General features: G+C 73.3%; 20 protein-coding genes and 1 pseudogene. 14 read left to right on the top strand and 7 right to left on the bottom strand.

Annotation, left to right across the window (positions count from 1 at the left end; all coding sequences use genetic code 11):
* Window positions 1–351: 351 nt before the first annotated feature.
* The 10 genes and pseudogenes from KBZ10_RS23170 (at window position 352) to KBZ10_RS23125 (ending at window position 12,478) form a co-directional block, all read left to right on the top strand.
* The gene (locus KBZ10_RS23170; protein ID WP_210989631.1) at window positions 352–1,278 is read left to right on the top strand and encodes an N-acetylneuraminate synthase family protein; all 927 of its coding nucleotides are present in this window, start codon (window positions 352–354) and stop codon (window positions 1,276–1,278) included.
* Between the two features lie 139 nt (window positions 1,279–1,417).
* Complete coding sequence (locus KBZ10_RS23165; protein ID WP_210989646.1) at window positions 1,418–2,554, top strand: hypothetical protein; 1,137 nt, start codon at window positions 1,418–1,420, stop codon at window positions 2,552–2,554.
* A 310-nt stretch (window positions 2,555–2,864) separates the two neighbouring features.
* A complete protein-coding gene (locus tag KBZ10_RS23160; RefSeq protein WP_210989645.1) occupies window positions 2,865–4,286 on the top strand; it encodes an amidohydrolase in 1,422 nt (473 codons plus the stop codon).
* A gap of 178 nt (window positions 4,287–4,464) precedes the next feature.
* Window positions 4,465–5,499, top strand: coding sequence for a BMP family protein (locus tag KBZ10_RS23155; RefSeq protein ID WP_210989630.1), 1,035 nt, complete (start codon window positions 4,465–4,467; stop codon window positions 5,497–5,499).
* A gap of 87 nt (window positions 5,500–5,586) precedes the next feature.
* Window positions 5,587–7,335: an ABC transporter ATP-binding protein gene (locus KBZ10_RS23150; RefSeq protein ID WP_210989629.1), complete on the top strand. Its 1,749-nt coding sequence runs from the start codon at window positions 5,587–5,589 to the stop codon at window positions 7,333–7,335.
* The gene (locus KBZ10_RS23145; protein WP_210989628.1) at window positions 7,332–8,510 is read left to right on the top strand and encodes an ABC transporter permease; all 1,179 of its coding nucleotides are present in this window, start codon (window positions 7,332–7,334) and stop codon (window positions 8,508–8,510) included. Before KBZ10_RS23150 ends, KBZ10_RS23145 begins: the two co-directional genes overlap by 4 nt.
* Window positions 8,507–9,820, top strand: coding sequence for an ABC transporter permease (locus tag KBZ10_RS23140; protein WP_210989627.1), 1,314 nt, complete (start codon window positions 8,507–8,509; stop codon window positions 9,818–9,820). Before KBZ10_RS23145 ends, KBZ10_RS23140 begins: the two co-directional genes overlap by 4 nt.
* A gap of 63 nt (window positions 9,821–9,883) precedes the next feature.
* A pseudogene (locus tag KBZ10_RS23135) lies at window positions 9,884–10,225 on the top strand (cytidine deaminase); the annotation flags it as partial.
* Window positions 10,226–10,413: 188 nt separating this feature from the next.
* A complete protein-coding gene (locus KBZ10_RS23130) occupies window positions 10,414–11,709 on the top strand; it encodes a thymidine phosphorylase (protein ID WP_210989643.1) in 1,296 nt (431 codons plus the stop codon).
* A 178-nt stretch (window positions 11,710–11,887) separates the two neighbouring features.
* Window positions 11,888–12,478 (top strand): Uma2 family endonuclease, encoded by a 591-nt coding sequence (locus tag KBZ10_RS23125; protein ID WP_210989626.1) that lies wholly within the window; start codon window positions 11,888–11,890, stop codon window positions 12,476–12,478.
* Between the two features lie 92 nt (window positions 12,479–12,570).
* On the opposite strand, the gene KBZ10_RS23120 is transcribed toward KBZ10_RS23125, so the two are convergent.
* The gene (locus KBZ10_RS23120) at window positions 12,571–13,986 is read right to left on the bottom strand and encodes an MFS transporter (RefSeq protein WP_210989625.1); all 1,416 of its coding nucleotides are present in this window, start codon (window positions 13,984–13,986) and stop codon (window positions 12,571–12,573) included.
* Between the two features lie 120 nt (window positions 13,987–14,106).
* Between KBZ10_RS23120 and KBZ10_RS23115 the strand changes: the two genes are divergently transcribed.
* Window positions 14,107–15,072 carry a LysR family transcriptional regulator gene (locus KBZ10_RS23115; protein ID WP_210989624.1) on the top strand — a complete coding sequence of 322 codons (966 nt, stop codon included), beginning with the start codon at window positions 14,107–14,109 and terminating at the stop codon, window positions 15,070–15,072.
* Window positions 15,073–15,613: 541 nt separating this feature from the next.
* Here the strand turns inward: KBZ10_RS23115 and KBZ10_RS23110 are convergent.
* Window positions 15,614–16,408: a prolyl oligopeptidase family serine peptidase gene (locus KBZ10_RS23110; protein ID WP_210989623.1), complete on the bottom strand. Its 795-nt coding sequence runs from the start codon at window positions 16,406–16,408 to the stop codon at window positions 15,614–15,616.
* A 141-nt stretch (window positions 16,409–16,549) separates the two neighbouring features.
* Here KBZ10_RS23110 and KBZ10_RS23105 point away from each other — a divergent pair, with 141 nt between their 5' ends.
* Window positions 16,550–17,695, top strand: a complete 1,146-nt coding sequence (locus tag KBZ10_RS23105; protein WP_210989622.1) for an adenosine deaminase — start codon at window positions 16,550–16,552, stop codon at window positions 17,693–17,695.
* A gap of 248 nt (window positions 17,696–17,943) precedes the next feature.
* Window positions 17,944–18,756 (top strand): hypothetical protein, encoded by an 813-nt coding sequence (locus KBZ10_RS23100; protein ID WP_210989621.1) that lies wholly within the window; start codon window positions 17,944–17,946, stop codon window positions 18,754–18,756.
* Window positions 18,757–18,978: 222 nt separating this feature from the next.
* Here the strand turns inward: KBZ10_RS23100 and KBZ10_RS23095 are convergent, their stop codons facing one another.
* From KBZ10_RS23095 to afsQ1, 5 genes are all read right to left on the bottom strand, one after another.
* Window positions 18,979–19,182, bottom strand: a complete 204-nt coding sequence (locus KBZ10_RS23095; protein WP_210989620.1) for a PspC domain-containing protein — start codon at window positions 19,180–19,182, stop codon at window positions 18,979–18,981.
* Complete coding sequence (locus KBZ10_RS23090) at window positions 19,179–19,853, bottom strand: VanZ family protein (protein ID WP_210989619.1); 675 nt, start codon at window positions 19,851–19,853, stop codon at window positions 19,179–19,181. Before KBZ10_RS23090 ends, KBZ10_RS23095 begins: the two co-directional genes overlap by 4 nt.
* A gap of 236 nt (window positions 19,854–20,089) precedes the next feature.
* Window positions 20,090–20,737, bottom strand: a complete 648-nt coding sequence (locus tag KBZ10_RS23085) for a hypothetical protein (protein WP_307847565.1) — start codon at window positions 20,735–20,737, stop codon at window positions 20,090–20,092.
* Window positions 20,734–22,374: a HAMP domain-containing sensor histidine kinase gene (locus tag KBZ10_RS23080; protein WP_210989641.1), complete on the bottom strand. Its 1,641-nt coding sequence runs from the start codon at window positions 22,372–22,374 to the stop codon at window positions 20,734–20,736. Before KBZ10_RS23080 ends, KBZ10_RS23085 begins: the two co-directional genes overlap by 4 nt.
* On the bottom strand, window positions 22,272–22,949 hold the full coding sequence (gene afsQ1 / locus KBZ10_RS23075) for a two-component system response regulator AfsQ1 (RefSeq protein WP_210989618.1): 678 nt from the start codon (window positions 22,947–22,949) through the stop codon (window positions 22,272–22,274). Before afsQ1 ends, KBZ10_RS23080 begins: the two co-directional genes overlap by 103 nt.
* A 221-nt stretch (window positions 22,950–23,170) precedes the next feature.
* On the opposite strand from afsQ1, the gene KBZ10_RS23070 reads away from it, so the two are divergent.
* On the top strand, window positions 23,171–23,956 hold the full coding sequence (locus KBZ10_RS23070) for a SigE family RNA polymerase sigma factor (RefSeq protein ID WP_210989617.1): 786 nt from the start codon (window positions 23,171–23,173) through the stop codon (window positions 23,954–23,956).
* Window positions 23,957–24,134 lie beyond the last annotated feature (178 nt).

The following is a 24,134-nucleotide window of genomic DNA, read 5'->3' as shown; positions in this document are numbered from 1 at the left end:
GCACCGCCCCCGTCCACGCCCCACCGCCGCCCGCCCCACCGACCACCCGGCAGCACCCCACGGACCACCCGCGAGACCGGCACCGCCGCGAGACCGGCACCGCCGCGAGACCGGCACCACCTGGCACAGGACCGCACGAACAGACCCGACCCGACTGACCCGACCCGACCCGACGTCCCCACAGATCCCGTCCGGCCGATCCGCACCGGACCGGCCGCCCGCCCGCCCGCTCGGGGCCCGTACCCGCGGAACGCCCGCGACGCCCCACGGCGCTCCGGAACGTTCCGCAGCACCCCCAGAGCCCCGAGAACCCCGAGAACCCCGAGAACCCCGAAAAAGAGGATCTTCCTGATGAGCACCACGTCCCGTCTTCGCACCCTCGGTGACCGCCTCGCCGGACCGGGCCAGCCCGTGTACGTCACCGGCGAGATCGGCATCAACCACAACGGTGACCTGGAGAACGCGTTCGCGCTGATCGACGCCGCCGCCGACGCCGGCTGCGACGCCGTCAAGTTCCAGAAGCGGACCCCCGAGGTCTGCACCCCGCGCGATCAGTGGGAGATCGAGCGCGACACCCCCTGGGGCCGCATGACGTACATCGACTACCGGCACCGCGTCGAGTTCGACGAGGACGGCTACCGGCAGATCGACGAGCACTGCAAGAAGCGCAACATCGCCTGGTTCGCCTCCCCGTGGGACGAGGAGTCCGTCGCGTTCCTGGAGAAGTTCGACGTCCCCTGCTACAAGGTGGCCTCCGCCTCGCTGACCGACGACGACCTGCTGCGCGCCATGCGCGCCACCGGCCGTACCGTCATCCTCTCCACGGGCATGTCCACCCCGAAGCAGATCCGGCACGCGGTGGAGGTGCTCGGCAGCGACAACATCCTGCTCTGCCACGCCACCAGCACCTACCCGGCGAAGGCCGAGGAGCTCAACCTGCGCGTGATCAACACGCTCCAGGCCGAGTACCCGAACGTGCCGATCGGCTACTCCGGCCACGAGACGGGTCTGCAGACCACCCTCGCCGCCGTCGCCCTCGGCGCCTGCTTCGTCGAGCGGCACATCACCCTCGACCGGGCCATGTGGGGCTCCGACCAGGCAGCCTCCGTGGAGCCGCAGGGCCTGCAGCGGCTGGTCCGCGACATCCGCGTCGTGGAGGAGGCCCTCGGTGACGGCGTCAAGAAGGTCTACGAGAGCGAGCTCGGCCCCATGAAGAAGCTGCGCCGGGTCGCCGGGGTCGTCGCCGAGGGCGCCGACCGCGAGCCCGCAGCGGTCTGAGACGGAGAGGTCATCCGCGGTGAGCAGATCCCGTACGGACGGCGGGACGGACGGCGGGACGGACGGGGCGGCGGACGGCGTGGCGGGCGGTCTCGCGGGCGGTGCCGGCCGCGGCTCCCGTGACGGCCGGCCGGGTCCGGTGGCGGAGCGCCCCCGCGCACTCCGCCGCCGGACCGGCCGGCGTGCCGCCACGGAACCGGCCGGGCCCGGCAGCGGGGACACGCTCGCCTTCGTCGAAAGCCCCGTTCAGCTGCTGAACGTCCTGGAGTGGCTGCACGCGCACATCGGCCGGGGTGCGGGCGGGCCGGCCGGGGTCACCGTGGTGGTGCTGTCCAACAACGACCCCATGACCCGCGGCCAGCTGCGGCGGATGGCCGAACTTGCCCGCGAGGAAGGGGTCGGCGTGCGCTGGGAGGACGCGCGCGGCGGCGCGTCGGCTCCACTGCGCACCGTGGCGTCGCTCTCCGGCGCGCTCCGGCGCGCGCGCCGGGTCGTCATCGGCGATCCGTTCTCGCGCTACGTACAACTGCTGCTGGCGCTCAGCCGCGCGCCGGAACTCGTCGTCGTGGACGACGGGACGGCCACCATGGAGTTCGTCGCCCAACTGGCCCGTGGCGAACGCCTGGTGCGCTGGCACCGCAGCGGCAGCGGCGGCATCGGAGGAGTACGCGATGCCGTGTACGCGCCGGTCTCGGCCGCCGCCCGCCGACGGTTCACCCCGGGCGCGGGCCGGTCCGTCGAGGTGTTCAGCTCGATGCCCGTCGAGGCGCCGGACGGCATGACCCTCCGCGCGAACGACTTCGCCTGGACGCGGCGCCGCTTCGGCCCGCCCGCGCTCACCCGGGGCGCCGACCTCGTCGGCACCAACCTGGCCGAGACGGGTGTGGTCGACACGGAGCACTATCTCCGCGCCGTCACGGCCCTGGCCCGCGAGCACGGCGCCACCCGCTATTTCGCCCACCGCCGGGAGAGCACGGAGAAACTGCACCGGCTGGCGGAGGAGGCGGGGCTGGAGATCGTCCGGCCCGAGCTGCCGCTGGAGCTGATAGCACGCCGGGGCCCCATCGGGCGCAGCGTCGTCAGCTTCCCCTCCACGGTGCTCCACACGCTGCCGCTCGCGCTCGCGGGTACGGAGGTGCGGGTGTCGGCCTGCGACATCGACCCCGCATGGCTGACGGAGGGTGCCTCACCCCGGGCCGAGGGCTTTCTCGCGGTGGTCACCGGCACGGCCCGCGATGTGCACCGGCTGCGATCGGCTCCGTCGGCGGGGCAGTGAGCCGGGCCGGGCGGCGGCCGTCGACCGCGCGACGACGGGAATCCGGGGGGACGGCGGCGGGGGTCCCCGTGCGGAAACACCGTGCCCGGTGCGGAAACGCGGTGGTCCCGGTGCGGAAACGCCACCGGCCACCCGGCGATCTCATATGCCGGGCAGGGACTCGCGCGTGGGCATCAGAGCTGGCTACCCCCCGGACGCTGCGGTTATGCGGCCCGGGGTCGTTTTTTCTTCCCCTGACGGGTTGAACTTTTGGTGATCGAGAGGCGTCGGCAGCCGCAACGGCCGTACCCTGCACAGGGTGAACCATGTGATGTCCCCCCAGCCCGACGCCGAGCTGTCCGCGGACGGCACCGCGGAACCCCCCGCTCCGGGATCCGGAGCGGTACCCACGGCGGCGGCCGTGTCCGCCCGGATCGCCGCCGGCGGCCCCCGGATGCCCGGCACCCTGTCCGACTCCCTCTTCGCCGAGCTCGTCGCGTTCCGCCGGGATCTCCACATGCACCCGGAGCTCGGCAACCAGGAGTTCCGCACCACGGCCGCGATCAAGGCGCGGCTGGAGCACGCCGGTCTCGCCCCGAGAGTGCTTCCGGCCGGCACCGGGCTCGTCTGCGACATCGGTTCCCTCCCGCTCCCGGACGGCGCCCCGCTCCCGGACGGCGCCCCGGCCCCGGACGGCACCCCGGCCCCCGGCGGGGCTCCGGCCCCGGACACCGGCCCGGGCCCGCTCGCGGCCGCTCCCGCGCCGGCTCCGCACCGCCCCGTCCTGGCGTTCCGGGCGGACATCGACGCCTTGCCGATCCCGGACACCAAGACGGTGCCCTACCGTTCGACGATCCCGCACCGCGCCCATGCCTGCGGCCACGACGTGCACACCACGGTCGTCCTCGGTGCCGGCCTGGTCCTCGCCGGGCTGGCCCGGGAGGGCCGGCTGCCGCATCCGGTGCGGCTGATCTTCCAGCCCGCGGAGGAGGTGCTGCCCGGAGGCGCCCCCGACGCCATCGAGGCGGGTGTTCTGGAGGGGGTCGGCCGCATCCTGGCGGTGCACTGCGACCCGCGGGTCGATGTGGGCCGGATCGGTCTGCGCACGGGCCCGATCACCTCGGCCTGCGACCGGCTGGAGATCTCCCTCGACGGCCCGGGCGGGCACACCGCGCGCCCGCATCTGACCACCGATCTGGTGACGGCGGCCGCGAAGGTGGCCACCGAGGTGCCCGCTCTGCTCTCCCGCCGGGTCGACACCCGCTCCGGGCTCGTCGTGACCTGGGGCCGGCTGGAGACGGGGCACGCCTGCAACGTCATCCCGCAGCACGCCGAGCTGTCCGGCACGGTCCGCTGCCTCGACCTGCCGGCCTGGCGGGCGGCGCCCGACCTGGTGCACGCCGCGATCGACGAGATCGCCACCCTCGGCGGGGCCAAGTCGGAGATCAACTACGTCCGCGGGGTGCCGCCGGTGGTCAACGAGCACGGCGCCACCGAACTGCTGGCCGACGCGATGACCGCGCGCCGGGGGGCGGACGCGGTGGAGGACACCGAACAGAGCCTGGGCGGGGAGGACTTCTCCTGGTATCTGGAGCGGGTCCCGGGGGCCATGGCCCGGCTCGGCGTGCGCCGGATCGGGGACACCTCGCGGCGCGATCTGCACTGCGGGGACTTCGACGTCGACGAGGAGGCGATCCGGGTCGGCGTCGAGCTGTTCACCGCCGCCGCGTTGCTGGACGGGCACCGTCCGTAGCCGCGCAACGCGCCGTCCACCTGCCGGCCGGCACCGCTTCGCGTCGATCCGATAACGGCTGCGGAAGAGGTGTTTTCCCGGCATCTACGCGCGTTACGATGCGAAAAACCAGCGCCGTTGCCAGGCGCTCGTCCTACACAGCGCCGCACAACAGCGCTCGTCCTAAGGGGAAGTCCTCGTGCGCCGGGTAACCAAGATCGCTGCCGCGGGTATGGCCTCCGCGGCCCTCATACTCACCACCGCCGCCTGCGGTGAGTCCTCGACGGAGTCGGGCGGCAAGGAGAAGGGCGTCGGCCTCGCCTTCGACGTGGGCGGCCGCGACGACCACTCGTTCAACGAGTCGGCGGCCCGCGGTGTCGACAAGGCCAAGGACGAGCTGGGCGTCGACGCCAAGATGATGACGGCCAAGAACAACGAGACCGAGGCCGACCGCGAGCAGCGGCTGTCCTCTCTCGCGGAGGCGGGCTACAACCCGGTCATCGGCGTCGGGTTCAACTACGGCAAGTCGATCGAGAAGGTCGCCAAGCAGTTCCCGGACACCACGTTCGGCGTCGTCGACTCCGTGTCCGAGGGCAAGAACATCGACAGCATGGTCTTCTCCGAGCACGAGGGCTCCTACCTCGCCGGAGTCGCGGCCGCGCTCAAGTCCAAGACCGGCAAGGTCGGTTTCATCGGCGGCGTGAACAACGCGCTCATCCAGAAGTTCGAGGCCGGCTTCGTCCAGGGCGCGCAGGACACCAAGAAGGACATCGAGGTCTTCCCGGAGTACCTCTACCCGAACAACGACAAGGGCTTCAACGACCCGGCCGCCGCCAAGGCGAAGGCCAAGGGCATGCTCGACCGTGGCATCGACGTGATCTACACTGCGGCCGGCCAGTCCGGCGCGGGCTCGATCGAGGCCATCTCGGGCAAGAAGGGCACCTGGGCGATCGGCGTCGACTCCGACCAGTACCAGCAGCCGGGTCTGGCGAAGTACAAGGACTCGATCATGACGTCCGTGGTGAAGAACGTCGACGTGGCGGTCTTCGACCTCATCAAGAGCGTTGAGGACGGCAAGCCGCTGACCGGCGTCAACGCCTACACGCTGAAGGAGGACGGCGTCAGCCTCGCCACCTCCGGCGGCTTCATCGACGACATCCAGCCGAAGATCGACGCCGCCAAGGAGAAGATCGTCAGCGGCGAGGTCAAGGTCGACGAGCAGCCCAAGCGCTGACACCCGGTCCCGCCCCGGGACCCCGGGCCCGGAGAAGGTCCGAACCTTCTCCGGGCCCGGGTACGGACCGGATGCTACGCGCGTAGCATGGTGGGGCGGGGTAGCTTCGCTACTGTCCCCCCGAACGCGTGTGTCCCTCCCGTCCCGTCCTGCCGGTCCCGGCCGGCGCCCCCGTCCCGCTCCCTTCACCGAGGAGAGTGCGCCATCAAAGCGTCCAGCAGCAGTTCACGGGCGGAGAGCGCCCCCGCCGGCGCCCCCGCGGTCGAACTGCACGGCATCACCAAGCGATTCCCCGGCGTCGTCGCGAACCACGACGTCGACATCACCGTCCGCCGCGGCACCGTCCACGCACTCGTCGGTGAGAACGGCGCCGGCAAGTCCACCCTGATGAAGATCCTCTACGGCATGCAGAAGCCGGACGAGGGGACCATCTCCGTCGACGGCGAGCAGGTCGCCTTCCACAGCCCCGGCGACGCCATCGCCCGCGGCATCGGCATGGTGCACCAGCACTTCATGCTGGCCGACAACCTCACGGTCCTGGAGAACGTCGTCCTCGGCGCCGAGAAGCTGCACGGCATCTCCGGCCGGGCCCGCGCCCGGATCATGGAGATCTCGGACGCCTACGGCCTGGGCATCCGCCCCGACGTCCTCGTCGAGGACCTCGGCGTCGCCGACCGTCAGCGCGTGGAGATCCTCAAGGTCCTCTACCGCGGCGCCCGCACGCTCATCCTCGACGAGCCCACGGCCGTCCTCGTCCCGCAGGAGGTCGACGCGCTGTTCGACAACCTGCGCGAGCTCAAGGCCGAGGGCCTCACCGTCATCTTCATCTCCCACAAGCTGGGCGAGGTGCTGTCCGTCGCCGACGACATCACCGTCATCCGGCGCGGCACCACCGTCGCCTCGGTCAAGCCGGCGGACGTGACGCGGAAGCAGCTCGCCGAGCTGATGGTCGGCAGCGAACTCCCCTCGCCGGAGACCCGCGAGTCCACGGTCACCGGCGTCCCGATGCTGACGGTGGACTCCCTCAGCCTGTCGGCCACCGACCCCGACGGCGTGGTGCGGGCGGTGCTCGACGACGTCTCCTTCACCATCCACCGGGGCGAGGTGCTGGGCATCGCCGGGGTGGAGGGCAACGGCCAGGCCGAACTGGTCGAGGCCGTCATGGGCATGCGGATACCCGACGGCGGCACCGTCGTGCTGGACGGCGACGACCTCACCCACGCCCCCACCCGCAGGCGCCGCGAGGACGGCATCGGCTACATCCCCGAGGACCGGCAGCGGCACGGCCTGCTGCTGGAGGCCCCGCTCTGGGAGAACCGCATCCTCGGCCATGTGACCGAACGCCCCAACAGCAGGGGCGGTCTGCTCGACATCAAGGCCGCCCGCGCCGACACCCAGCGGATCGTCCAGGAGTACGACGTCCGCACCCCCGGCATCGACGTCACCGCGGCCAGCCTCTCCGGCGGCAACCAGCAGAAGCTGATCGTCGGCCGCGAGATGAGCCACGGCCCCAAGCTGCTGATCGCCGCGCACCCCACCCGGGGCGTGGACGTCGGTGCCCAGGCGCAGATCTGGGACGCGATCCGGGCGGCGCGCCGCGAAGGCCTGGCCGTGCTCCTGGTCTCCGCCGACCTCGACGAGCTGATCGGCCTCTCCGACACCCTGCGGGTGATGTTCCGCGGCCGCCTGGTCGCCGACGCCGACCCCGCGACCATCACCCCCGAGGAGTTGGGTTCGGCCATGACCGGCGCCGCCAGCGGCACCCTGCAGCCGTCCGCCGACCGTTCCGACCGTGACGGCGACCCGCGCGAGACCCGTGGGGAGGACAAGGCATGAGCACCATCACCCCCGCCCCCCAGGGGTCCGGAGGGACCGCCGCCCCGGCGGCCGGGCCGCGGGCGGCCGTCGACTGGCACCGGGTGGGCCTCGGCGTCGCCGCCCCGCTGCTGGCCATCGTCGCGGCCCTGGTCATCACCTCGCTGATCTTCCTGACGACCGGGGACAACCCGTTCCGGGCCTTCTCGATCATGGTCGACTACGGCTCCAAGAGCGACAGCCAGATCGTCATCATCAACAAGGCGATCCCGTACTTCCTGTCCGCGCTGGCCGTCGCCATCGGCTTCCGGATGAACCTCTTCAACATCGGTGTGGACGGCCAGTACCGCATCGCCGCCTTCTTCGCCGCGGTCGTCGGCGGGGCGCTGGCGCTGCCGGGCATCGTCCAGATCCCGGTGATCATGATCGTCGCGATGATGGTCGGCGCGCTCTGGTCGGGCATCGCCGGCTTGCTGAAGACCACCCGCGGTGTCAGCGAGGTCATCAGCACCATCATGCTGAACGCCATCGCCGGCGCGATCATCGGCTACTTCCTCCAGGACGGCCGGCTCGCGGTCCGCGACGGCAACATCATCCACACCGAGCCGATCCCCGAGTCCGCGCGCTTCTTCGAGATCCCGACCGGGCAGGCCCCGGTCAACGGGTTCATCGTCGTCGCGGTGATCGCCGGAGCCCTGTACTGGTTCCTGCTGAACCGCACCCGGTTCGGCTTCGACCTGCGCACCGTCGGCCGCTCCGAGTCGGCCGCGCAGGCCGGCGGCGTCAGCGTCGGCCGCATGGTCGTCACCAGCATGCTGCTCTCCGGCCTCGTGGCGGGCCTGGTCGGCATGCCGACGCTGCTGGGCGAGTCGTACAACTACGGCACCGACTTCCCCAACGGCATCGGTTTCACCGGTATCGCCATCGCCCTGCTCGGCCGGAACCACCCCGTCGGCATCGGACTCGGCGCGCTGCTCTGGGGCTTCCTGGAGCGCACCGGCGGCCGGCTCGAATTCGAGGGCTACGCCCAGGAGATCGTCGGCGTGATGCAGGGCGTGATCGTCCTCTGCGTCGTCATCGCCTATGAAGTCGTCCGCCGCTACGGACTGCGGACCCAGCAGCGCAAGGTCGGCGAACGCCTCGCCGCCGAGGCCCGGGACAACGGGAAGACCGAGAAGGCGGAGGTGTCCGCGTGAGCACGAACCTCACAGCCGCGGTCGCGAAGGGACGCGGCGGCGGCAACGGGAGCCGGAACGGGAAGCAGGACGGCAAACCGGAGCGCCGCAGGCTGTCGTACCCGGTGGTCCTGCTGGTCATCTCCGGGGTGCTGCTGCTCCTCTCCGTCCTGCGCGCCTGGACCGGCGCGGGCGACCTCACCTCCTCCGGCCAGTACGGGGGCGCGCTGATCGCCGCGGTGCCGATCGGCCTGGCCGGTCTCGGCGGGCTCTGGGCCGAGCGCTCGGGCGTCATCAACATCGGCCTCGAAGGCATGATGATGCTCGGCACCTTCTGCGCCGGCTGGGCCGGCTACCAGTACGGGCCGTGGGCCGCCGCGCTGGCCGGCGTCATCGGCGGTCTCCTCGGCGGTCTGATCCACGCCGTCGCCACCGTCACCTTCGGGGTGGACCACATCATCTCCGGTGTGGCGATCAACATCCTGGCGCTGGGCGTCACCCAGTACCTCGCCAAGCTGCTGTTCGGCGCCGAGGGTTCCGCGGCGGCCGCCGCGGGCGGCAACGACAAGCAGTCGCCGCCGATGGAGAACATGTCGCGGTTCTCGGTCCCCCTGCTCTCGGACTGGCTGGGCACGCTGGAGAAGAAGGACTGGTTCCTGCTCTCCGACGCCGCGGGCATCCTCCGCGGCCTGACCACGAACGTCTCCTGGCTGACCCTGGTCGCCGCGGGGCTCTTCGTCGGCACCTTTTTCGTCCTGTGGCGCTCCTCCTTCGGCCTGCGGCTGCGCTCCTGCGGTGAGAACCCGACCGCCGCGGAGTCGCTGGGCGTCAACGTCTACACGTACAAGTACGCGGCGCTGCTGGTTTCCGGCGGACTCGCGGGCCTCGGCGGGGCCTTCATGGCCATCGAGGTGCACATGTACTCCGACGGCCAGACCGGCGGGCGCGGCTACATCGGTCTCGCCACGATGATCTTCGGCAACTGGCGGCCGGGCGGTGTCGCGATGGGCGCGGGCCTGTTCGGCTTCATGGACAGCCTCCAGCTCCGCGGCGGCGGCGACACCGTCCACGCGCTGCTGCTGCTGGCCGTGGTGCTGCTGGTCGCCGTCACGCTGTGGAAGCTGCGGGCCACCAGCCGCCGCACCGCCGCGATCAGCGCGGTGTTCGCGGTGCTGCTCGTCCTCTGGTACGCCTTCACGGAGACGGTGCCGCGCGAGTTCGTCGAGGCCACCCCGTACGTCGCCACCCTGCTGGTGCTCGCGCTCGCCGCCCAGCGGCTGCGGGTCCCCAAGGCCATCGGCAAGACCTACCAGAAAGGCCAGGGCAAGTAAGTGACCGCTGCCCCCGCTCGGGAAACCGACTGGGAAGCCCTGCGCGGCGCGGCCCGGGACGTCATGTCCCGGGCCTACGCCCCGTACTCCGGCTTCCCCGTGGGTGCCGCCGCCCTCGTGGCCGACGGCCGCACGGTGACCGGCTGCAATGTGGAGAACGCCGCCTACGGGGTGGCGCTGTGCGCCGAGTGCGGCCTGATCTCGGACCTCGTCGCGGGCGGCGGCGGCCGGCTCACGGCCTTCACCTGCTGCGGCCGCGACGGCGAACGGCTGATGCCGTGCGGCCGCTGCCGGCAGCTGCTGTGGGAGCACGGCGGCCCGGAGCTGCTCGTGGACACCCCGTCCGGTGTCCGCCCGATGAGCGAGGTGCTGCCCGACGCCTTCGGCGCGGACGACCTCGCCCGCCACGGCAGCCGCCCGGACGGGCGACGGAACGGCTCCGGCGGGGCACAGCACGCCAACGGCGCCGAACAGCAGGCCAACGGCGCCGAACAGCACGCCAACGGCGCCGAACAGCACGCCAACGGCGCCGAACAGCAGGCCACCGGCGCCGAACAGCACGGCACAGCGGAAGGTGCGCAGTGATGGAACCCATGGACGCCGTCTCCGTCATCCGGACCAAGCGCGACAAGGGCCGGCTGACCGACGCCCAGATCGACTGGGTCATCGACGCCTACACCCGCGGCACCGTCGCGGACGAGCAGATGTCCGCGCTCGCCATGGCGATCCTGCTCAACGGCATGGACCGCGCGGAGACCGCCCGCTGGACCGCCGCGATGATCGCCTCCGGTGAGCGGATGGACTTCTCCGCGCTGCCCCGCCCGACCGCCGACAAGCACTCCACCGGCGGCGTGGGCGACAAGATCACGCTCCCGCTCGCGCCGCTGGTCGCCGCCTGCGGCGCCGCCGTGCCGCAGCTCTCCGGCCGCGGCCTCGGCCACACCGGCGGCACGCTCGACAAGCTGGAGTCGGTTCCCGGCTGGCGGGCGTCGCTGTCCAACGCCGAGATGATGGCCGTGCTCCGGGACGTCGGCGCCGTCATCTGCGCGGCGGGCGACGGGCTCGCCCCGGCCGACAAGAAGCTGTACGCGCTGCGCGACGTCACCGGCACCGTGGAGGCGATCCCGCTGATCGCCGCCTCGATCATGTCCAAGAAGATCGCCGAGGGCACGGGCTCCCTGGTGCTGGACGTGAAGGTGGGCTCCGGCGCGTTCATGAAGAACCTCGCCGACGCCCGCGAGCTGGCCACCACCATGGTCGGCCTCGGCACCGACCACGGCGTACGGACCACCGCCCTGCTCACGGACATGTCGGTGCCCCTCGGACTGACGGCGGGCAACGCCCTCGAAGTCCGGGAGTCGGTGGAGGTGCTGGCGGGCGGCGGCCCGGCGGACGTGGTCGAGCTGACCCTGGCGCTGGCCCGCGAGATGCTCGACGCGGCCGGACTGCCGGACGCCGACCCGGCCGCGGCGCTGGCCAACGGCTCCGCCATGGACCACTGGCGCCGCATGATCACGGCCCAGGGCGGCGACCCGGACGCGCCGCTGCCCGTCTCCCGCGAGCAGCACGTCGTGACCGCCCCCGCCTCGGGCGTGCTCACCGCTCTCGACGCCTACGCGGTCGGCGTCGCCGCCTGGCGCCTGGGCGCGGGCCGCGCCCGCAAGGAGGACCAGGTGCAGGACGCGGCGGGCATCGAGATCCACGCCAAGCCGGGCGCGGAGGTCACGGCGGGGCAGCCGCTGCTGACCCTGCACACCGACACCCCCGAGCGCTTCGGCTACGCCGTCGAGGCCCTGGAGGACGCGGTGGCCGTGCGGCCCCCGGGCCCGCCGCACGAGCCGTCGCCGATCGTGCTGGAGCGCATCGCCGCGGACGCCTCAGACGCCTGACACGGCCCCGGGAGGCCCGGCGCGCGGGACACGCCGCCGGTCGCCTCCCGGCCCGGCAAGACCGCCCGTACAGGGGCTGGGCCCCACCCCGCCCCGTACGGGTGAAGGGGACCGGTGGACCCGCACCGGTCCCTTTCGGCATGCTGGGATCGGTGACGCACCGATTGAGGAGACCGCCGTGAGCGCACTCACCGTCGACCACCAGTCCGGCAACGGCTACGAGTGGGACGACCTCGTCCGCTTCTGGAAGGAGACGGACGCCCCCGAGGGCTGCAGGGTGGAGATCATCGAGGGGATCATCACCGTGTCACCGCCGCCGGGCAACATGCACAACGCCACCGCCGCCAAGCTGCAGCGCATGCTCTACCAAGTGCTCCCGGAGAACTGGGAGATCTTCCAGACCCAGGGACTGTCCGTGCCCGAGCGGTCGGGACTGTACATTCCCGATCTGGCCGTGATCCCTCTGGAGTCCATGAAGCGCCCCGGCCACGCCGTACCGGCCGACGAGGCGGAGCTGGTCGTGGAGATCACCTCCAGCGGCAATGCCAACCACGACAGAATCAGCAAGGTGCACGGCTATGCGCGGGCGGGCGTCCCGCTGTACCTGCTGCTGGACCCGTGGCACTCCGGGACGCCGACGGCGACGCTGTACGGGCGGCCGGAGAGCGGAACGTACCGTCTGCTGGCGTCGGTCGAGTACGGCGAGGAGATCGGGCTGCCCGAGCCGTTCGGCCTCACCATCGACACGGGTGTCTTCCCGGTGGACTGAGCGCGGCTCTCATATCCGCGGCACGAGCAGGGGCCTCCTCGCCGCCACCTCCAAGGGGAGGCAGGCGAGGAGTCCCCTGCGCCTCCCCACCCTCAGGACCGCGCGTACACCGCCGGGTGCGCCGCCCGGCAGCGGCGCTCCGCCAGGGCCCTGCGGGTCGCGTACACCGTGATGCCCGCCGCCGCGACGACGGCCAGCAGCCCGAGGGCCACCGTGCCCGGCCAGCCCGCCGCGTGGTACGCCAGGGCGCCCACCGCTCCGCCCGCGCTGGAGCCCACGTAGTACGCCGCCTGGTACAGCGCCGAGGCCTGCGCCCGGCCCGTGCGCGCCGACCGGCTGACGGAGGACGAGGCCACCGCGTGGCCGGTGAAGAAGCCCGCCGTGACGAGCACCAGCCCGGCGAGCACCGCCGCGATCGCGTCGGCCAGGCTCACCAGGAGCCCCGCCGCCGTCGTCACCACCGCGGCGTAGAGCGCGCCGCGCCGCCCGAGCCGGGCCACGAGACGGCCCGCCGCGGTGGATGCCACCGTGCCCACCAGGTAGACCAGGAACACCGAGCCCGCGACGCCCTGGGGCAGTCCGAACGGCTCGTCGGCCAGCCGGTAGCCGATCACCGTGTAGACCGCGCCGAAGACGGTCATGAAGAGGGCGCCGATCGCGTACAGCCGGCGCAGCAGCGGATCGGAGAGATGCCCGCCGACGGTCCGCAGCAGGGCCCGCGGACCGGCCTTGACGGGGGTGAAGTGCCGGGCCCGCGGCACCAGCAGCCGGAAGACGGCCGTGCAGACCACCGCCAGCAGGGCGAGCGCGCCCAGTGCCGCCCGCCAGCCCCACAGCTGGGCGACCCAGCCGGTGACGATCCGGCCGGACATGCCGCCGATGCTGTTGCCCGCGACGAACAGCCCGACCGCCCCGACCAGCGCCTTCGCCCGGACCTCCTCGGCCAGGAAGGCCATCGCGGAGGCGGGCAGCCCGGCGAGGGCCACGCCCTGGAGGGTGCGGAGCACCACGAGCGTGCCGAGATCCGGGGCGAACGGCACCGCCAGCGCGAGGAGCGCGGCGACCGTCAGCGAACCCGTCATCAGCGCCCGCCGCCCGAAGCGCTCGGAGAGGGCGCTCAGCGGCAGCACCGCCAGCGCCAGCCCGAGCGTGGCGCCGGAGACGGTCCAGCTCGCCGCGTCGGGCGTGACCCGCAGATCGGCCGAGATGGCGGGGAGCAGCGCCTGCGTGGAGTAGAGCAGGGCGAAGGTGGCCACACCGGCGGCGAACAGGGCGAGGCTGAGCCGCCGGTAACCGGGGCCGCCGGGGCGGAGCCGGGTGGCGTCCGCATCGGAGGAGGCCCCGGCATCGCCGCCGGCCCCGGCAGCGGCGCGCGCCGCGGAGGAGCCCGGGGAGGACGGGGAGCCCGCGGAGGACGGGGAGGACGGGGACGTCGGGGACGTCGGGGACGTCGGGTCGGCGGCGCCCGCGCGGATCACGGCGGACGCCCCGGTATCGGCAGGAGACATACCGGGACCGTAGGCACGCGCGCTTTAATGCGTCCAATGCATGGAATCTGGAAAAGCGATGCACTGCAGCATGACGGGAGCTGAGAGGCGCGCGTGTCACCGAACAGGAACGAAAAAGACATGCCGGTGACAGCCGGAGGCACTTCCGCCGGGGAGATCGCAGCCGCCGCCGGGCTGGAGGCCGGCTCCTGGCCGGCGCTGCTCGCCCCCCGGCTCGCCCAGTTCGCGGGCGTCGCCCGGTACGAGCATGTGACGCGGGCGGCGGAGGAGCTCGCCGTACCGCAGTCCACGCTCAGCCGCGCCATGGTCCGGCTGGAGCGGGACCTCGGGGTCGCGCTCCTCGCCCGGCACGGCCGCACCGTGTCGCTCACCCCCGCGGGCCGCACGTTCCTCCGCTCCGTCGAACGGGCCCTCGCCGAGGTGGAGCGCGCCGCCGAGTCGGTACGGGCCGACGCCGATCCGGCCGCCGGCAAGGTCGCCTTCGGTTTCCTCCACACGCTCGGCCCGGAGACCGTGCCGGGCCTCATCCGGGCCTTCCGCGCCGACCATCCCCGGGTCCGCTTCCAGCTCGTCCAGAACTACGGGGAGGCGATGCTCGAACGGCTCCGCGCGGGCGAACTGGACCTCTGCCTCACCGCGCCCGTACCGGACGCCCCGGACCTGGTGGCCCGGCGGCTGGACGAGCAGCGGCTGCGGCTGGTGGTCCCGGACGGCCACCGGCTGGCCCGCCGCAAGCGGGTGCGGCTCGCGGAGGCGGCCGAGGAGGTCTTCGTCACGCTGGAACCGGGGTACGGGCTGCGCCTCATCACCGACGCGCTGTGCGCGGAGGCGGGCTTCAGACCGCGGGTGGCGTTCGAGGGGGAGGAGGCGGAGACCCTGCGGGGGCTGGTGGCCGCGGGCCTGGGCGTGGCGCTGCTGCCGCCACCGGCGGTACCGAGGCCGGGGGTGGCGGAGCTGGCGGTCACGGCGCCGCGGGCGGTCCGGGAGATCGGAGTGGCCTGGCTCGACGGCCATCCGGACACACCCCCGGTCGCGGCCTTCAAACGGTTCCTCCTCTCCCGCCGCGGTCGTCTCCTGCCCCGCTGAGGTGTGCTCCTCCGTATGCGTGGGCGGGGCCTGCGCGGGCGGCGGTCCCCGCGGGGGCGGGCGTGAAAGCCGCGGCGGCCGCGGGAGCCGCGGCGGCAGGAGGGCTGCGGTGGCCGCGGGGGAGGGGCAGCAGGACGGGGTGGACGGGGTGGACGGGGTGGACGGGGTGGACGACGAGGGCACCCCGGGCCGTCGGGGCGGAGCACGGTGGCATCCCCGCCGGGCCCCGCCTGGTCAGGCCCCGCCTCGCCGGGCCTCATCTTGCCGGGCCCCGCCTCGCCGGGCTTCACCTTGCCGGGCCCCGCCTCGCCGGGCTTCACCTTGCCGGGCCCCGCCTCGCCGGGCTTCACCTTGCCGGGCCCCACCCCGCCGGACCTCACCCCGTCCCGCCCCGGCCGACGGGAATGCGCGCCCCGCCGTGGGGTCTTGGGTCTTGCCCGGGCGGGGATCGCCCGTCCCGCCGGGGACCGCCCGTCCCGCCAGGGGAACCGCGTTCCCGTCCGCGGGAACGAGCCCGTCCGGGGGGAACGAGGGCCCGGCCTCACCCCCGCCCGAGGCGCCCCGTCCGCGACCCGGTCGGCACCGCCCTGAACCCCACCGCGAGAGGCATCCGCAGCCCCAGCGGCGGCGGGGCAGCCAGTGCGTCCTCCACCGGCCGGGAGAAACCACGCTCGAAGAGCGACCCCAGGGTGAAGTCCGCTGCCAGAGCACGGACTTCGGAGCGGTGCTGCTGCAGCCGGTGCCCGTCCGAGTGGACTTCGAAGCGGCAGACGTCGCGGTTGGCCTTCTTGACGCGCTGCGCGTAGCGGTAGGACTGCTCGGGGTCGGCCCGCTCGTCGTTCGTCCCGTGCACCAACAGCACCCGGCGCCCCGCGAGTTGCTTCACGGGGTCGGGGTCCGGGGCGTTCTTTGCCTCCGCCGGCAGCCATGGGGCAAGCGCCAGCACACAGTTGACCCCCGGCCGGCCCGCGGCGAGCAGCGCGGCGCGGGCGCCCATGCCCGTCCCGGCGAGGCAGACGGGTATGTCGCCGTAGCGCCGGACGACTTCGTCGACGGCCCAGGCGGCGTCCTCCGCCGGATCGGCCGCGGAACCGTTCCAGCCCCGACAGCGGTAGCGGACGCCGTGGACGACGAGCCCGTCGTCGTGCCCGGCCCGGGCGAGGTGGCGGGCGAGCGGCAGCACGGCCGCGGTCATTACCGGGGACGGCCGCCCCGTGCCCTCCGGCGGACCGTCCGCGAGCATCAGTACGGCCCCGCTCACCGCCGTTCTCCGCCCGGTCGTCCCCACCGCCCGTCCCAACCGGGCGCCCCGCGCCGGCACTGCTTGCTGAGCCATGACAGAACCTTGGCAGACGTCCGGGTGTACTCCACCGCACGGAAAGGTCACCGTTCGGCATCCATCACCGCGCCCCCCGGGTGCGGCCCCGCCGGCGGGCGCGGCGGAGTGATCTACGCGCGTAGGAGTTAGAGTACGGAGATGACGGAGACGACGAACCAGACCCGAGGCAGGACCCCCGACGCGGACCAGATCCGCCGTGCCCCGAAGGCCCTGCTCCACGACCATCTCGACGGCGGCCTCCGCCCCGCCACCGTCGTCGAACTCGCCGCCGAGCAGGGCTACGACGGCCTGCCGGAGACCGACCCCGCCGCGCTCGGCCGCTGGTTCCGCGAGGCCGCGGACTCCGGCTCCCTGGAGCGCTACCTGGAGACCTTCGCCCACACCTGCGCCGTCATGCAGACCCGTGAGGCGCTCTTCCGGGTGGCCGCGGAGTGCGCCGAGGACCTCGCCGCCGACGGCGTCGTCTACGCCGAGGTCCGCTACGCGCCCGAGCAGCACCTCACCGGCGGGCTCAGCCTGGAGCAGGTCGTCGAGGCCGTCAACGAGGGCTTCCGTGAGGGCGAGCGCCGGGCCCGGGAGAACGGGCACCGCATCCGCGTCGGCGCCCTGCTGACGGCCATGCGGCACGCCGCCCGCTCCCTGGAGATCGCCGAACTCGCCAACCGCTACCGCGACCTGGGCGTCGTCGGCTTCGACATCGCGGGCGCCGAGGCCGGCTTCCCGCCCACCCGCCACCTCGACGCGTTCGAGTACCTCAAGCGCGAGAACAACCACTTCACCATCCACGCGGGCGAGGCGTTCGGCCTGCCGTCGATCTGGCAGGCGCTCCAGTGGTGCGGGGCCGACCGGCTCGGTCACGGCGTCCGCATCATCGACGACATCCAGGTCGCCGGGGACGGCACGGTCAAGCTCGGGCGGCTCGCGTCATACGTCCGCGACAAGCGCGTCCCGCTGGAGCTGTGCCCGACCTCCAACCTCCAGACGGGCGCTGCCGAGTCGTACCGCGAACACCCCATCGGGCTGCTGCGGGAACTGTGCTTCCGCGCCACGGTCAACACCGACAACCGGCTCATGAGCGGGACGAGCATGAGCACCGAGTTCGAGCGGCTGGTGGAGGCGTTCGGCTACACCCTCGACGACATGCAGTGGTTCACGGTGAACGCCATGAAGTCCGCCTTCATCCCGTTCGACGAACGGCTCGCCATGATCAACGATGTGATCAAGCCCGGTTACGCCGAGCTGAAGTCCGAGTGGCTCTTCCGTGAAACGGGCGGCAGCGCCTGAGTCCGACGGGGCGTCGGGTGGTGGGTCCGCCGGTCCGGCCCGGGGGTCCGGCCCGGGGACGGGGCGTGCGGCCCCGCCCCGCCGGGCGGAGGACATGCGGGGGTCGCCCGGCCGACGCGCCCGGCCGTTGATTGCGGCCGTCCCTGCGGGTGGCTACTTTGCGCATGCATTCGGTGGCGGAGCGTGTGAACAGGGCTCTGTGCGTCCGCCGAATCGCACCACCTCCCCCCAGCAGAGGATGTATGTCGATGAAGCAGGTAACCTCCCGGATCTTCCGGGCCGCCGTGCTCGGTGTCGGCTTCGCCGTCGCCGCTGCCGGCGCCGCCGCGGCCACGCCGACCGACCCCATGGCGCCCACCACCCGCCAGGCCCCGCAGCAGAGCGGTGGCCTCATGGCGGACGACACCGCAGGAGCCGACCGCACCGCGCGTGACCGCAACGACGGGGAGTGCGGTGGCTGCCACCACGACAAGGGCGAGCACCGCAAGGGGCACAAGGGCGAGCACCGCAAGGGCGGCCACCACCACGGTCACAAGGGCGAGCACCGCAAGAGCCACAAGGGCGAGCACCGCAAGGGTGGCCACCACCACGGTCACAAGGGCGAGCACCGCAAGGGGCACAAGGGCGAGCACCACAAGGGCGGCCACCACCACGGTCACAAGAGTGGCCACCACCACGGCCGTCACGGCGGCGACCAGTGGAGGAACGACAGCTCCGACACCGCGCGCCTCGCCTCCCACGGCGAGCACGGAAGTGCTCGGAGCCCTGAGGCGGCTCCCGGCATGAACGCGCCCGCGGCTCCCGCGCAGGGTCAGGCCGCGCCGGCCCGCCCCGCGCAGGGTCAGGCCGCCCCGGCCCGTCCCGCGCAGGGCCGGACCATGCCGATGGCTCCCGCGCGGGGTCAGGCCGCCCCGGCCCGTCCCGCGCAGGGCCGGACCATGCCGATGGCTCCCGCGCGGGGTCAGGCCGCGCCGGCCCGCACCCTGCCCGCGCAGGACGCTCCGGGCCACAACGCGGCGGGTGGCATGCTCGGCCGGCTGCTCGGGGGCCTGTCGCTCTGACCCGCCGGCCCGCACGCCCGGGCGGCCGGCCCGCACACCCGGGGCCGGACGGCAGCGAGGCGGCGAGCGGGCGGAACAACAGCGACACGGCGAGGAGGGGGCGCACACCCGGGTTCACGGGTGGGCGCCCCCTCCTCGACGTGTTCGTGTGCCCCATGCCCGGCGGCCCGGCGGCGCGGCGGCCCTGCGGCGGTGCCGCCGGTGCCGCCCCGCCGGGGTGAGTCACCAGGCCTTCCGGTCGTGGCTCCCCTCGGACGGCAGGAACACCCACAGCGCCAGGTAGAGCAGGAACTGCGGGCCCGGCAGCAGGCACGAGGCCAGGAAGATCACCCGCATCGTGGTCGGGGTGGTGCCGAAGCGCCGCGCCAGTGCGGCGCACACCCCACCGATCATGCGGTCGTCACGGGGGCGGACCAAGGCGCTCATGAGGACTCCTTCGTGAGCCGTCGAGGATGTCGTGCGATATCCCGACCGTATGCCCATGAAGGGGATGAAACATCCGCCCAGGGGGCCGTACCGACCCCGGGAATCCTCAGGGCCGCCCCCTGAGACGCCTCCTCCGCCGGGGGGAGGCCCGGACCGCGGGGATCCCGCGATGAGGCGGGCACGCCCGGTGACGACCGGCGGGCCTGTTCGCACAGCCGCCGCAGCCCTCCCCGGAGCACCGGCACCAGGGCCAGGTGGGTCAGGGCGATGCCCAGGGTGTGCAGCGCCAGGGAGTCCACGTCCAGGGTGCGGCCCGACAAATTGGTCTGGAGCAGGGCGAGGCCGAGCGACACCATGACGCCGGTGAAGACGGTGCGGGTGAGTGAGGCCAGCAGCGGTGCCTCCAGCCGCCCGGCCGCCCAGGGCAGCAGGACGCCCAGCGGCGCCAGCAGCAGCAGGGCTCCGCCGAGATGCTGGACGGCGGGCCAGAGACCGAGGGCCAGTTCGGCACGGATCGTCGCGAGCGGCCGCAGATGCGCGGCGGTCACCCAGGGCAGCGTCGGCGGGCGCAGCGCGGTCCACGCCACGTACAGCAGATGGGCGAGCAGGAGGACGAGTCCCGTCGCGCGGAAGCGGAAGGCGGCACGGGCGCCGCAGCCATGACGCTGCACGCGGGGGAGGACGCGGCGGCGGGCCCGCGCGGTTCCGGCGGCCGGACCGGGGCGTCTTGTTGCGCCCGTCACACGGCCTGCTCCGTCACCGGGCCCCTTTCCGGCACGGCCCGTTCCGGCACGGTGCGCTCCGTCCCGCGGCCCGTGTCCCGTCACGCCGTCCGCCTCCCTGCGCCGGCGCACCGTGCGCCGCCGCGGTGGCCGGGCGTCCGCCCGGGGCCGGGCCGGGACCGCGCTCACGTCACCGGCACGCCCGTCGTCTGTGCCGCCTCCGGCCGGGCGCGCAGTTCCTCCGTGCACCGGAAACGCTTCAGCGGGTCGTCGCCCGGTCCGCCGAGGACGACGGACTCGTCCCCCGCGACGGCCGCGGTGCCCGCGAAGGTGCAGACGAGCTGCGCGAGCGCGTAGGCCGGGAGCTCGTCCGGGATGCGGCTCAGGCGGAGCGCGGTGCCGGGGTCCCCGTCCCGCGGCGTCCCGACCTCCAGGCCGTCGGGCACCTCGCTGGAGAACCCGCCCTCGTCCTCGGCGCGGGAGGGCGGGGTCTGGAGCTCCGTGAGCAGGGCCCGGGCCCAGCGCAGCCGGTCCTCCTCCGTCCGCCCGCCGGTGCGGGGCACGACCCGCTGCACCGGCACGAGCTGGGCGCTGCACACCAGGTAGACGCCGGTCCGTGCGTCCTTGCCGGAGTCCGGTACGGAGGTGGGGTCGCCCGAGACCCGGCAGGACACCCGGGAGGGGGCGGGTCCCGCGTCCACGGGGACGGAGGTGCCGCGGATGCCGCAGCCCGTGCCGCCCACGAGGACGAGGGCCGCCAGAGCGGCGGCCAGCGGGCCGCGCGGGCGGCGGGCTCCGGCCGCCGGGGCCGGTGTCGGGGTGGCGGGTATCACGCGCTGTCCTGTCCGTGCTCGTGCTCGTGTCCGTGCTCGTGCTCGTCCGTTCCGGTGCCGGCGGCGTCCATCGGGAGGCGCAGCCGGAAGACGGCGCCGCCGTCGGGGTGGTTGGCGACCGCGATGTCGCCGCCGTGGATGTGGGCGTTCTCCAGGGCGATGGAAAGCCCCAGGCCGCTGCCCTCGGAACGCGGCCGGGACGCGCTCGCCTTGTAGAAGCGGTCGAAGACGTGCGGCAGGACGTCCTCGGGGATGCCCGGCCCGTGGTCCCGCACCTCGACGGTCAGCCAGGAGTCCTCGGGGCGGACCGTGACCCGCACCGGCGACCCGCCGTGCTTGAGGGCGTTGCCGATGAGGTTGGCCAGGATGACGTCCAGCCGGCGCGGGTCGAGGCGCGCCACGATGCCGCGCTCGGCGTCGAGTTCGACGGCGTCGAGCCAGGCGCGGGCGTCGATGCAGGCGGTGATCATGTCGGCGACGTCCACGTCGTCGAGGACCAGCCGCGCGGTGCCGGCGTCGAAGCGGGTGACCTCCATGAGGTTCTCCACGAGGTCGCCGAGGCGCCGGGTCTCGTCCACCACCAGCCGTACGGCGGGGGCGATCATCGGGTCGAGGTTGTCGGTCTCGTCCTCCAGCACCTCCGTGACGGCGGTGATGGCGGTCAGCGGTGTGCGCAGCTCGTGCGACATGTCGGCGACGAAGCGGCGGCTCGCCGCCTCCCGCGCGCTCAATTCCGCCACCCGTTTCTCCAGGGAGGCGGCGGCGCCGTTGAACGTCCGGGAGAGGTCGGCCAGTTCGTCCGTCCCGGAAACCTGCAGCCGGGTGTCGAGCTTGCCCTCGCCGAGCCGGCGCGCCGCGTCCCCGAGCCGCTGCACGGGCCGCAGCACGGTGCCGGCCGCCGCCTGCGCGAGCAGCGCCGAGCCGACCAGCGCCAGCGCGGTGGCGATACCCAGGGACCAGGCCAGTGAGTTGAGGTCGTCCCGCTCCGTGGAGAGCGACTTCAGCATGTAGCCGGTGGGCCCGCCGCCGATGACCTTGGCCCCGCCGACCAGATACGGATCGCCGTCCAGGGTGATCCGCTGCCAGTACAGGTGGTACGGCAGCCCGTCGCCCACATCGGCCGGGCGCTCCTCGTTGACCGCCGTCCGCAGCGGCCCCGGCACCGTCCGCAGTGTGAAACCGCCCGCGTGGGACACCGCGGCGCAGGACCTGTCGTCCCGGTCCCGGTCGACCAGGACGACCTCGTAGCGCTGGGTGCTGTCCGCCATGCGCTCCGCGGCGTCCCGCAGTTGGTCGCACCGGGGGCGCAGCGGCAGCGAGCCGGTGTTGTCGGCGAGCGACTGGCGGAAGTCGTTGAGGGCGGCGTTCTGGGTGCGGGTGAGCACGGCGTCCCGGTTCAGCCAGTACGCGATGCCGGAGGCGGACACGGCGGCGGTGAGCGCGACCAGCGCGAAGACGACCACGAGCCGCAGCCGCAGGCTGGTCAGCCGGAGCAGGCCGGAGGCCCAGCCGCGCACCCGGCCGGAGGGTCGGGTCACTGCGGGGAATCCAGCCGGTAGCCCACGCCCCGCACCGTGCGGATCAGGGTCGGCGAGGACGGCACGTCCTCGACCTTGGCGCGCAGCCGCTGCACACAGGCGTCCACCAGCCGGGAGTCGCCCAGGTAGTCGTGTTCCCACACCAGCCGCAGCAACTGCTGCCGGGACAGCGCCTGTCCGGGCCGGCGGCTCAGCTCCAGCAGCAGCCTCAGCTCGGTGGGGGTGAGCTGCAGGTCCTCGCCGTTCTTGGTGACCGTCATCGCCGACCGGTCGATGACCAGGCTGCCGAACACCGCCGCGTCGTTGCTCTCCCGCTCCCCGCGCCGCAGCACGGCCCGGATCCGGGCGTCGAGGACCCGCGGCTGGATGGGCTTGACGACGTAGTCGTCCGCCCCGGACTCCAGGCCCACCACCACGTCGATGTCATCGCTGCGCGCGGTCAGCAGGATGATCGGGAGCTGGTCGGTGCGGCGGATCCGGCGGCACACCTCGAAGCCGTCGATCCCCGGCAGCATCACGTCCAGCACGATCAGATCCGGCCGCTGCTCGCGCAGCAGTTTCAGCCCGTCCTCGCCCGTCGCCGCGGCCACCACACGGTGGCCCTGGCGTGACAGGGAGAGTTCGAGGGCCGTACGGATGGCGTCATCGTCCTCGATCAGCAACAGAAAAGGCACGTTGGTCATTCTGTCCCACGGAGGGCCGATAGTTCGAGGGCCGAACGATCCCGACTCGGTCCGGCCCCGGGGTTACTGCCCCGTGGATCCCTGTGACACGGCTGTGACAGGCGGCGGACAGGGCGATGAAACTGCGCCTGCAATCTTGTGTGCACCGGGCGGGGGAGAACGGCCCGGACAGCCAACGGACGTCAGCAGGCTCCACCGACGGGGGGCGCGGGATGAACACACTGCACACCGGATCCACCAGCGCAGTTGTCACGCGCCTGCACGCCGCCGGCCGGGTCCTCGGACGGGACCGGGCGGAGCCCGGGGGAGAGAAGTCCGGTGCCGTGAGCGGGCGGGGGTGCGCTCGCGGCACCGGGCGCCAGAGCCGGCAGCAGAAACACACGCCGGTGACCGGCGCGGTCACGGGAAGCGGCGGGGGTGGCCCCCGGCACGGCGCCGGCCCGTACGGGGCGGCGCCGGGGGAACGGCACGACGTGCCCGAGGCGGAGTTCACCGCCTACGTCCGGGAGCGCCGCGCCTCCCTGTACGCGACGGCCTACCACCTCACCGGCGACCGGTACGAGGCGGAGGATCTGCTGCAGAGCGCCCTGTTCTCCACCTACCGCGCCTGGGAACGGATCACCGACAAGGCCGCCGTGGGCGGATATCTGCGGCGCACCATGACGAACCTGCACATCAGTGCCTGGCGCCGGCGCAAGCTCAGCGAATACCCGACCGAGGAACTGCCGGAGACGGCGGGCGACCACGACGCGATGCGCGGCACCGAACTGCGCGCCGTGCTGTGGCAGGCGCTGGCCCGGCTGCCCGAACTCCAGCGCACGATGCTGGTGCTGCGCTACTACGAGGGCCGCACCGACCCGGAGATCGCGGACATCCTCGGTATCAGCGTCGGGACGGTCAAGAGCAGCATCTGGCGCTCGCTGCGCCGGCTGCGCGAGGACGAGGCGCTCAGCTTCGGCCGGGACGAGGAGGAGTCCTTCGGCGAACTGGTCGCCTGAGAACCCCCGGCGGCGGGGGTGCCGCCGGCGGGACGCGGGGGAGCGGGGGACACGGGGGAACAGCACGGGGGAGCAAGGGGGGCCTGCCCCTCGGGGGACGGGCAGGGCGACGGGGGCCACCACTCGGGGGAGTGGTGGAAGAGGCGGGACCGAGCGGCCGGGGGGTCTGTTCGGTCCC

The organism is Streptomyces sp. F63 (assembly GCF_018070345.1).
GTDB lineage: Bacteria > Actinomycetota > Actinomycetes > Streptomycetales > Streptomycetaceae > Streptomyces.
The sequence above is the reverse complement of the archived record's forward strand: the minus strand, read 5'-3'. Positions and strand labels throughout refer to the sequence as shown.

Coding starts and splice junctions, on each gene's coding strand:
- KBZ10_RS23170 (WP_210989631.1), top strand. CDS start 352: ATGAGCACCACGTCCCGTCTTCGCACCCTCGGTGACCGCCTCGCCGGA.
- KBZ10_RS23160 (WP_210989645.1), top strand. CDS start 2,865: ATGTCCCCCCAGCCCGACGCCGAGCTGTCCGCGGACGGCACCGCGGAA.
- KBZ10_RS23150 (WP_210989629.1), top strand. CDS start 5,587: ATGGTGGGGCGGGGTAGCTTCGCTACTGTCCCCCCGAACGCGTGTGTC.
- KBZ10_RS23145 (WP_210989628.1), top strand. CDS start 7,332: ATGAGCACCATCACCCCCGCCCCCCAGGGGTCCGGAGGGACCGCCGCC.
- KBZ10_RS23130 (WP_210989643.1), top strand. CDS start 10,414: ATGGACGCCGTCTCCGTCATCCGGACCAAGCGCGACAAGGGCCGGCTG.
- KBZ10_RS23120 (WP_210989625.1), bottom strand. CDS start 13,986: ATGTCTCCTGCCGATACCGGGGCGTCCGCCGTGATCCGCGCGGGCGCC.
- KBZ10_RS23115 (WP_210989624.1), top strand. CDS start 14,107: ATGCCGGTGACAGCCGGAGGCACTTCCGCCGGGGAGATCGCAGCCGCC.
- KBZ10_RS23110 (WP_210989623.1), bottom strand. CDS start 16,408: ATGGCTCAGCAAGCAGTGCCGGCGCGGGGCGCCCGGTTGGGACGGGCG.
- KBZ10_RS23105 (WP_210989622.1), top strand. CDS start 16,550: ATGACGGAGACGACGAACCAGACCCGAGGCAGGACCCCCGACGCGGAC.
- KBZ10_RS23100 (WP_210989621.1), top strand. CDS start 17,944: ATGAAGCAGGTAACCTCCCGGATCTTCCGGGCCGCCGTGCTCGGTGTC.
- KBZ10_RS23095 (WP_210989620.1), bottom strand. CDS start 19,182: ATGAGCGCCTTGGTCCGCCCCCGTGACGACCGCATGATCGGTGGGGTG.
- KBZ10_RS23070 (WP_210989617.1), top strand. CDS start 23,171: ATGAACACACTGCACACCGGATCCACCAGCGCAGTTGTCACGCGCCTG.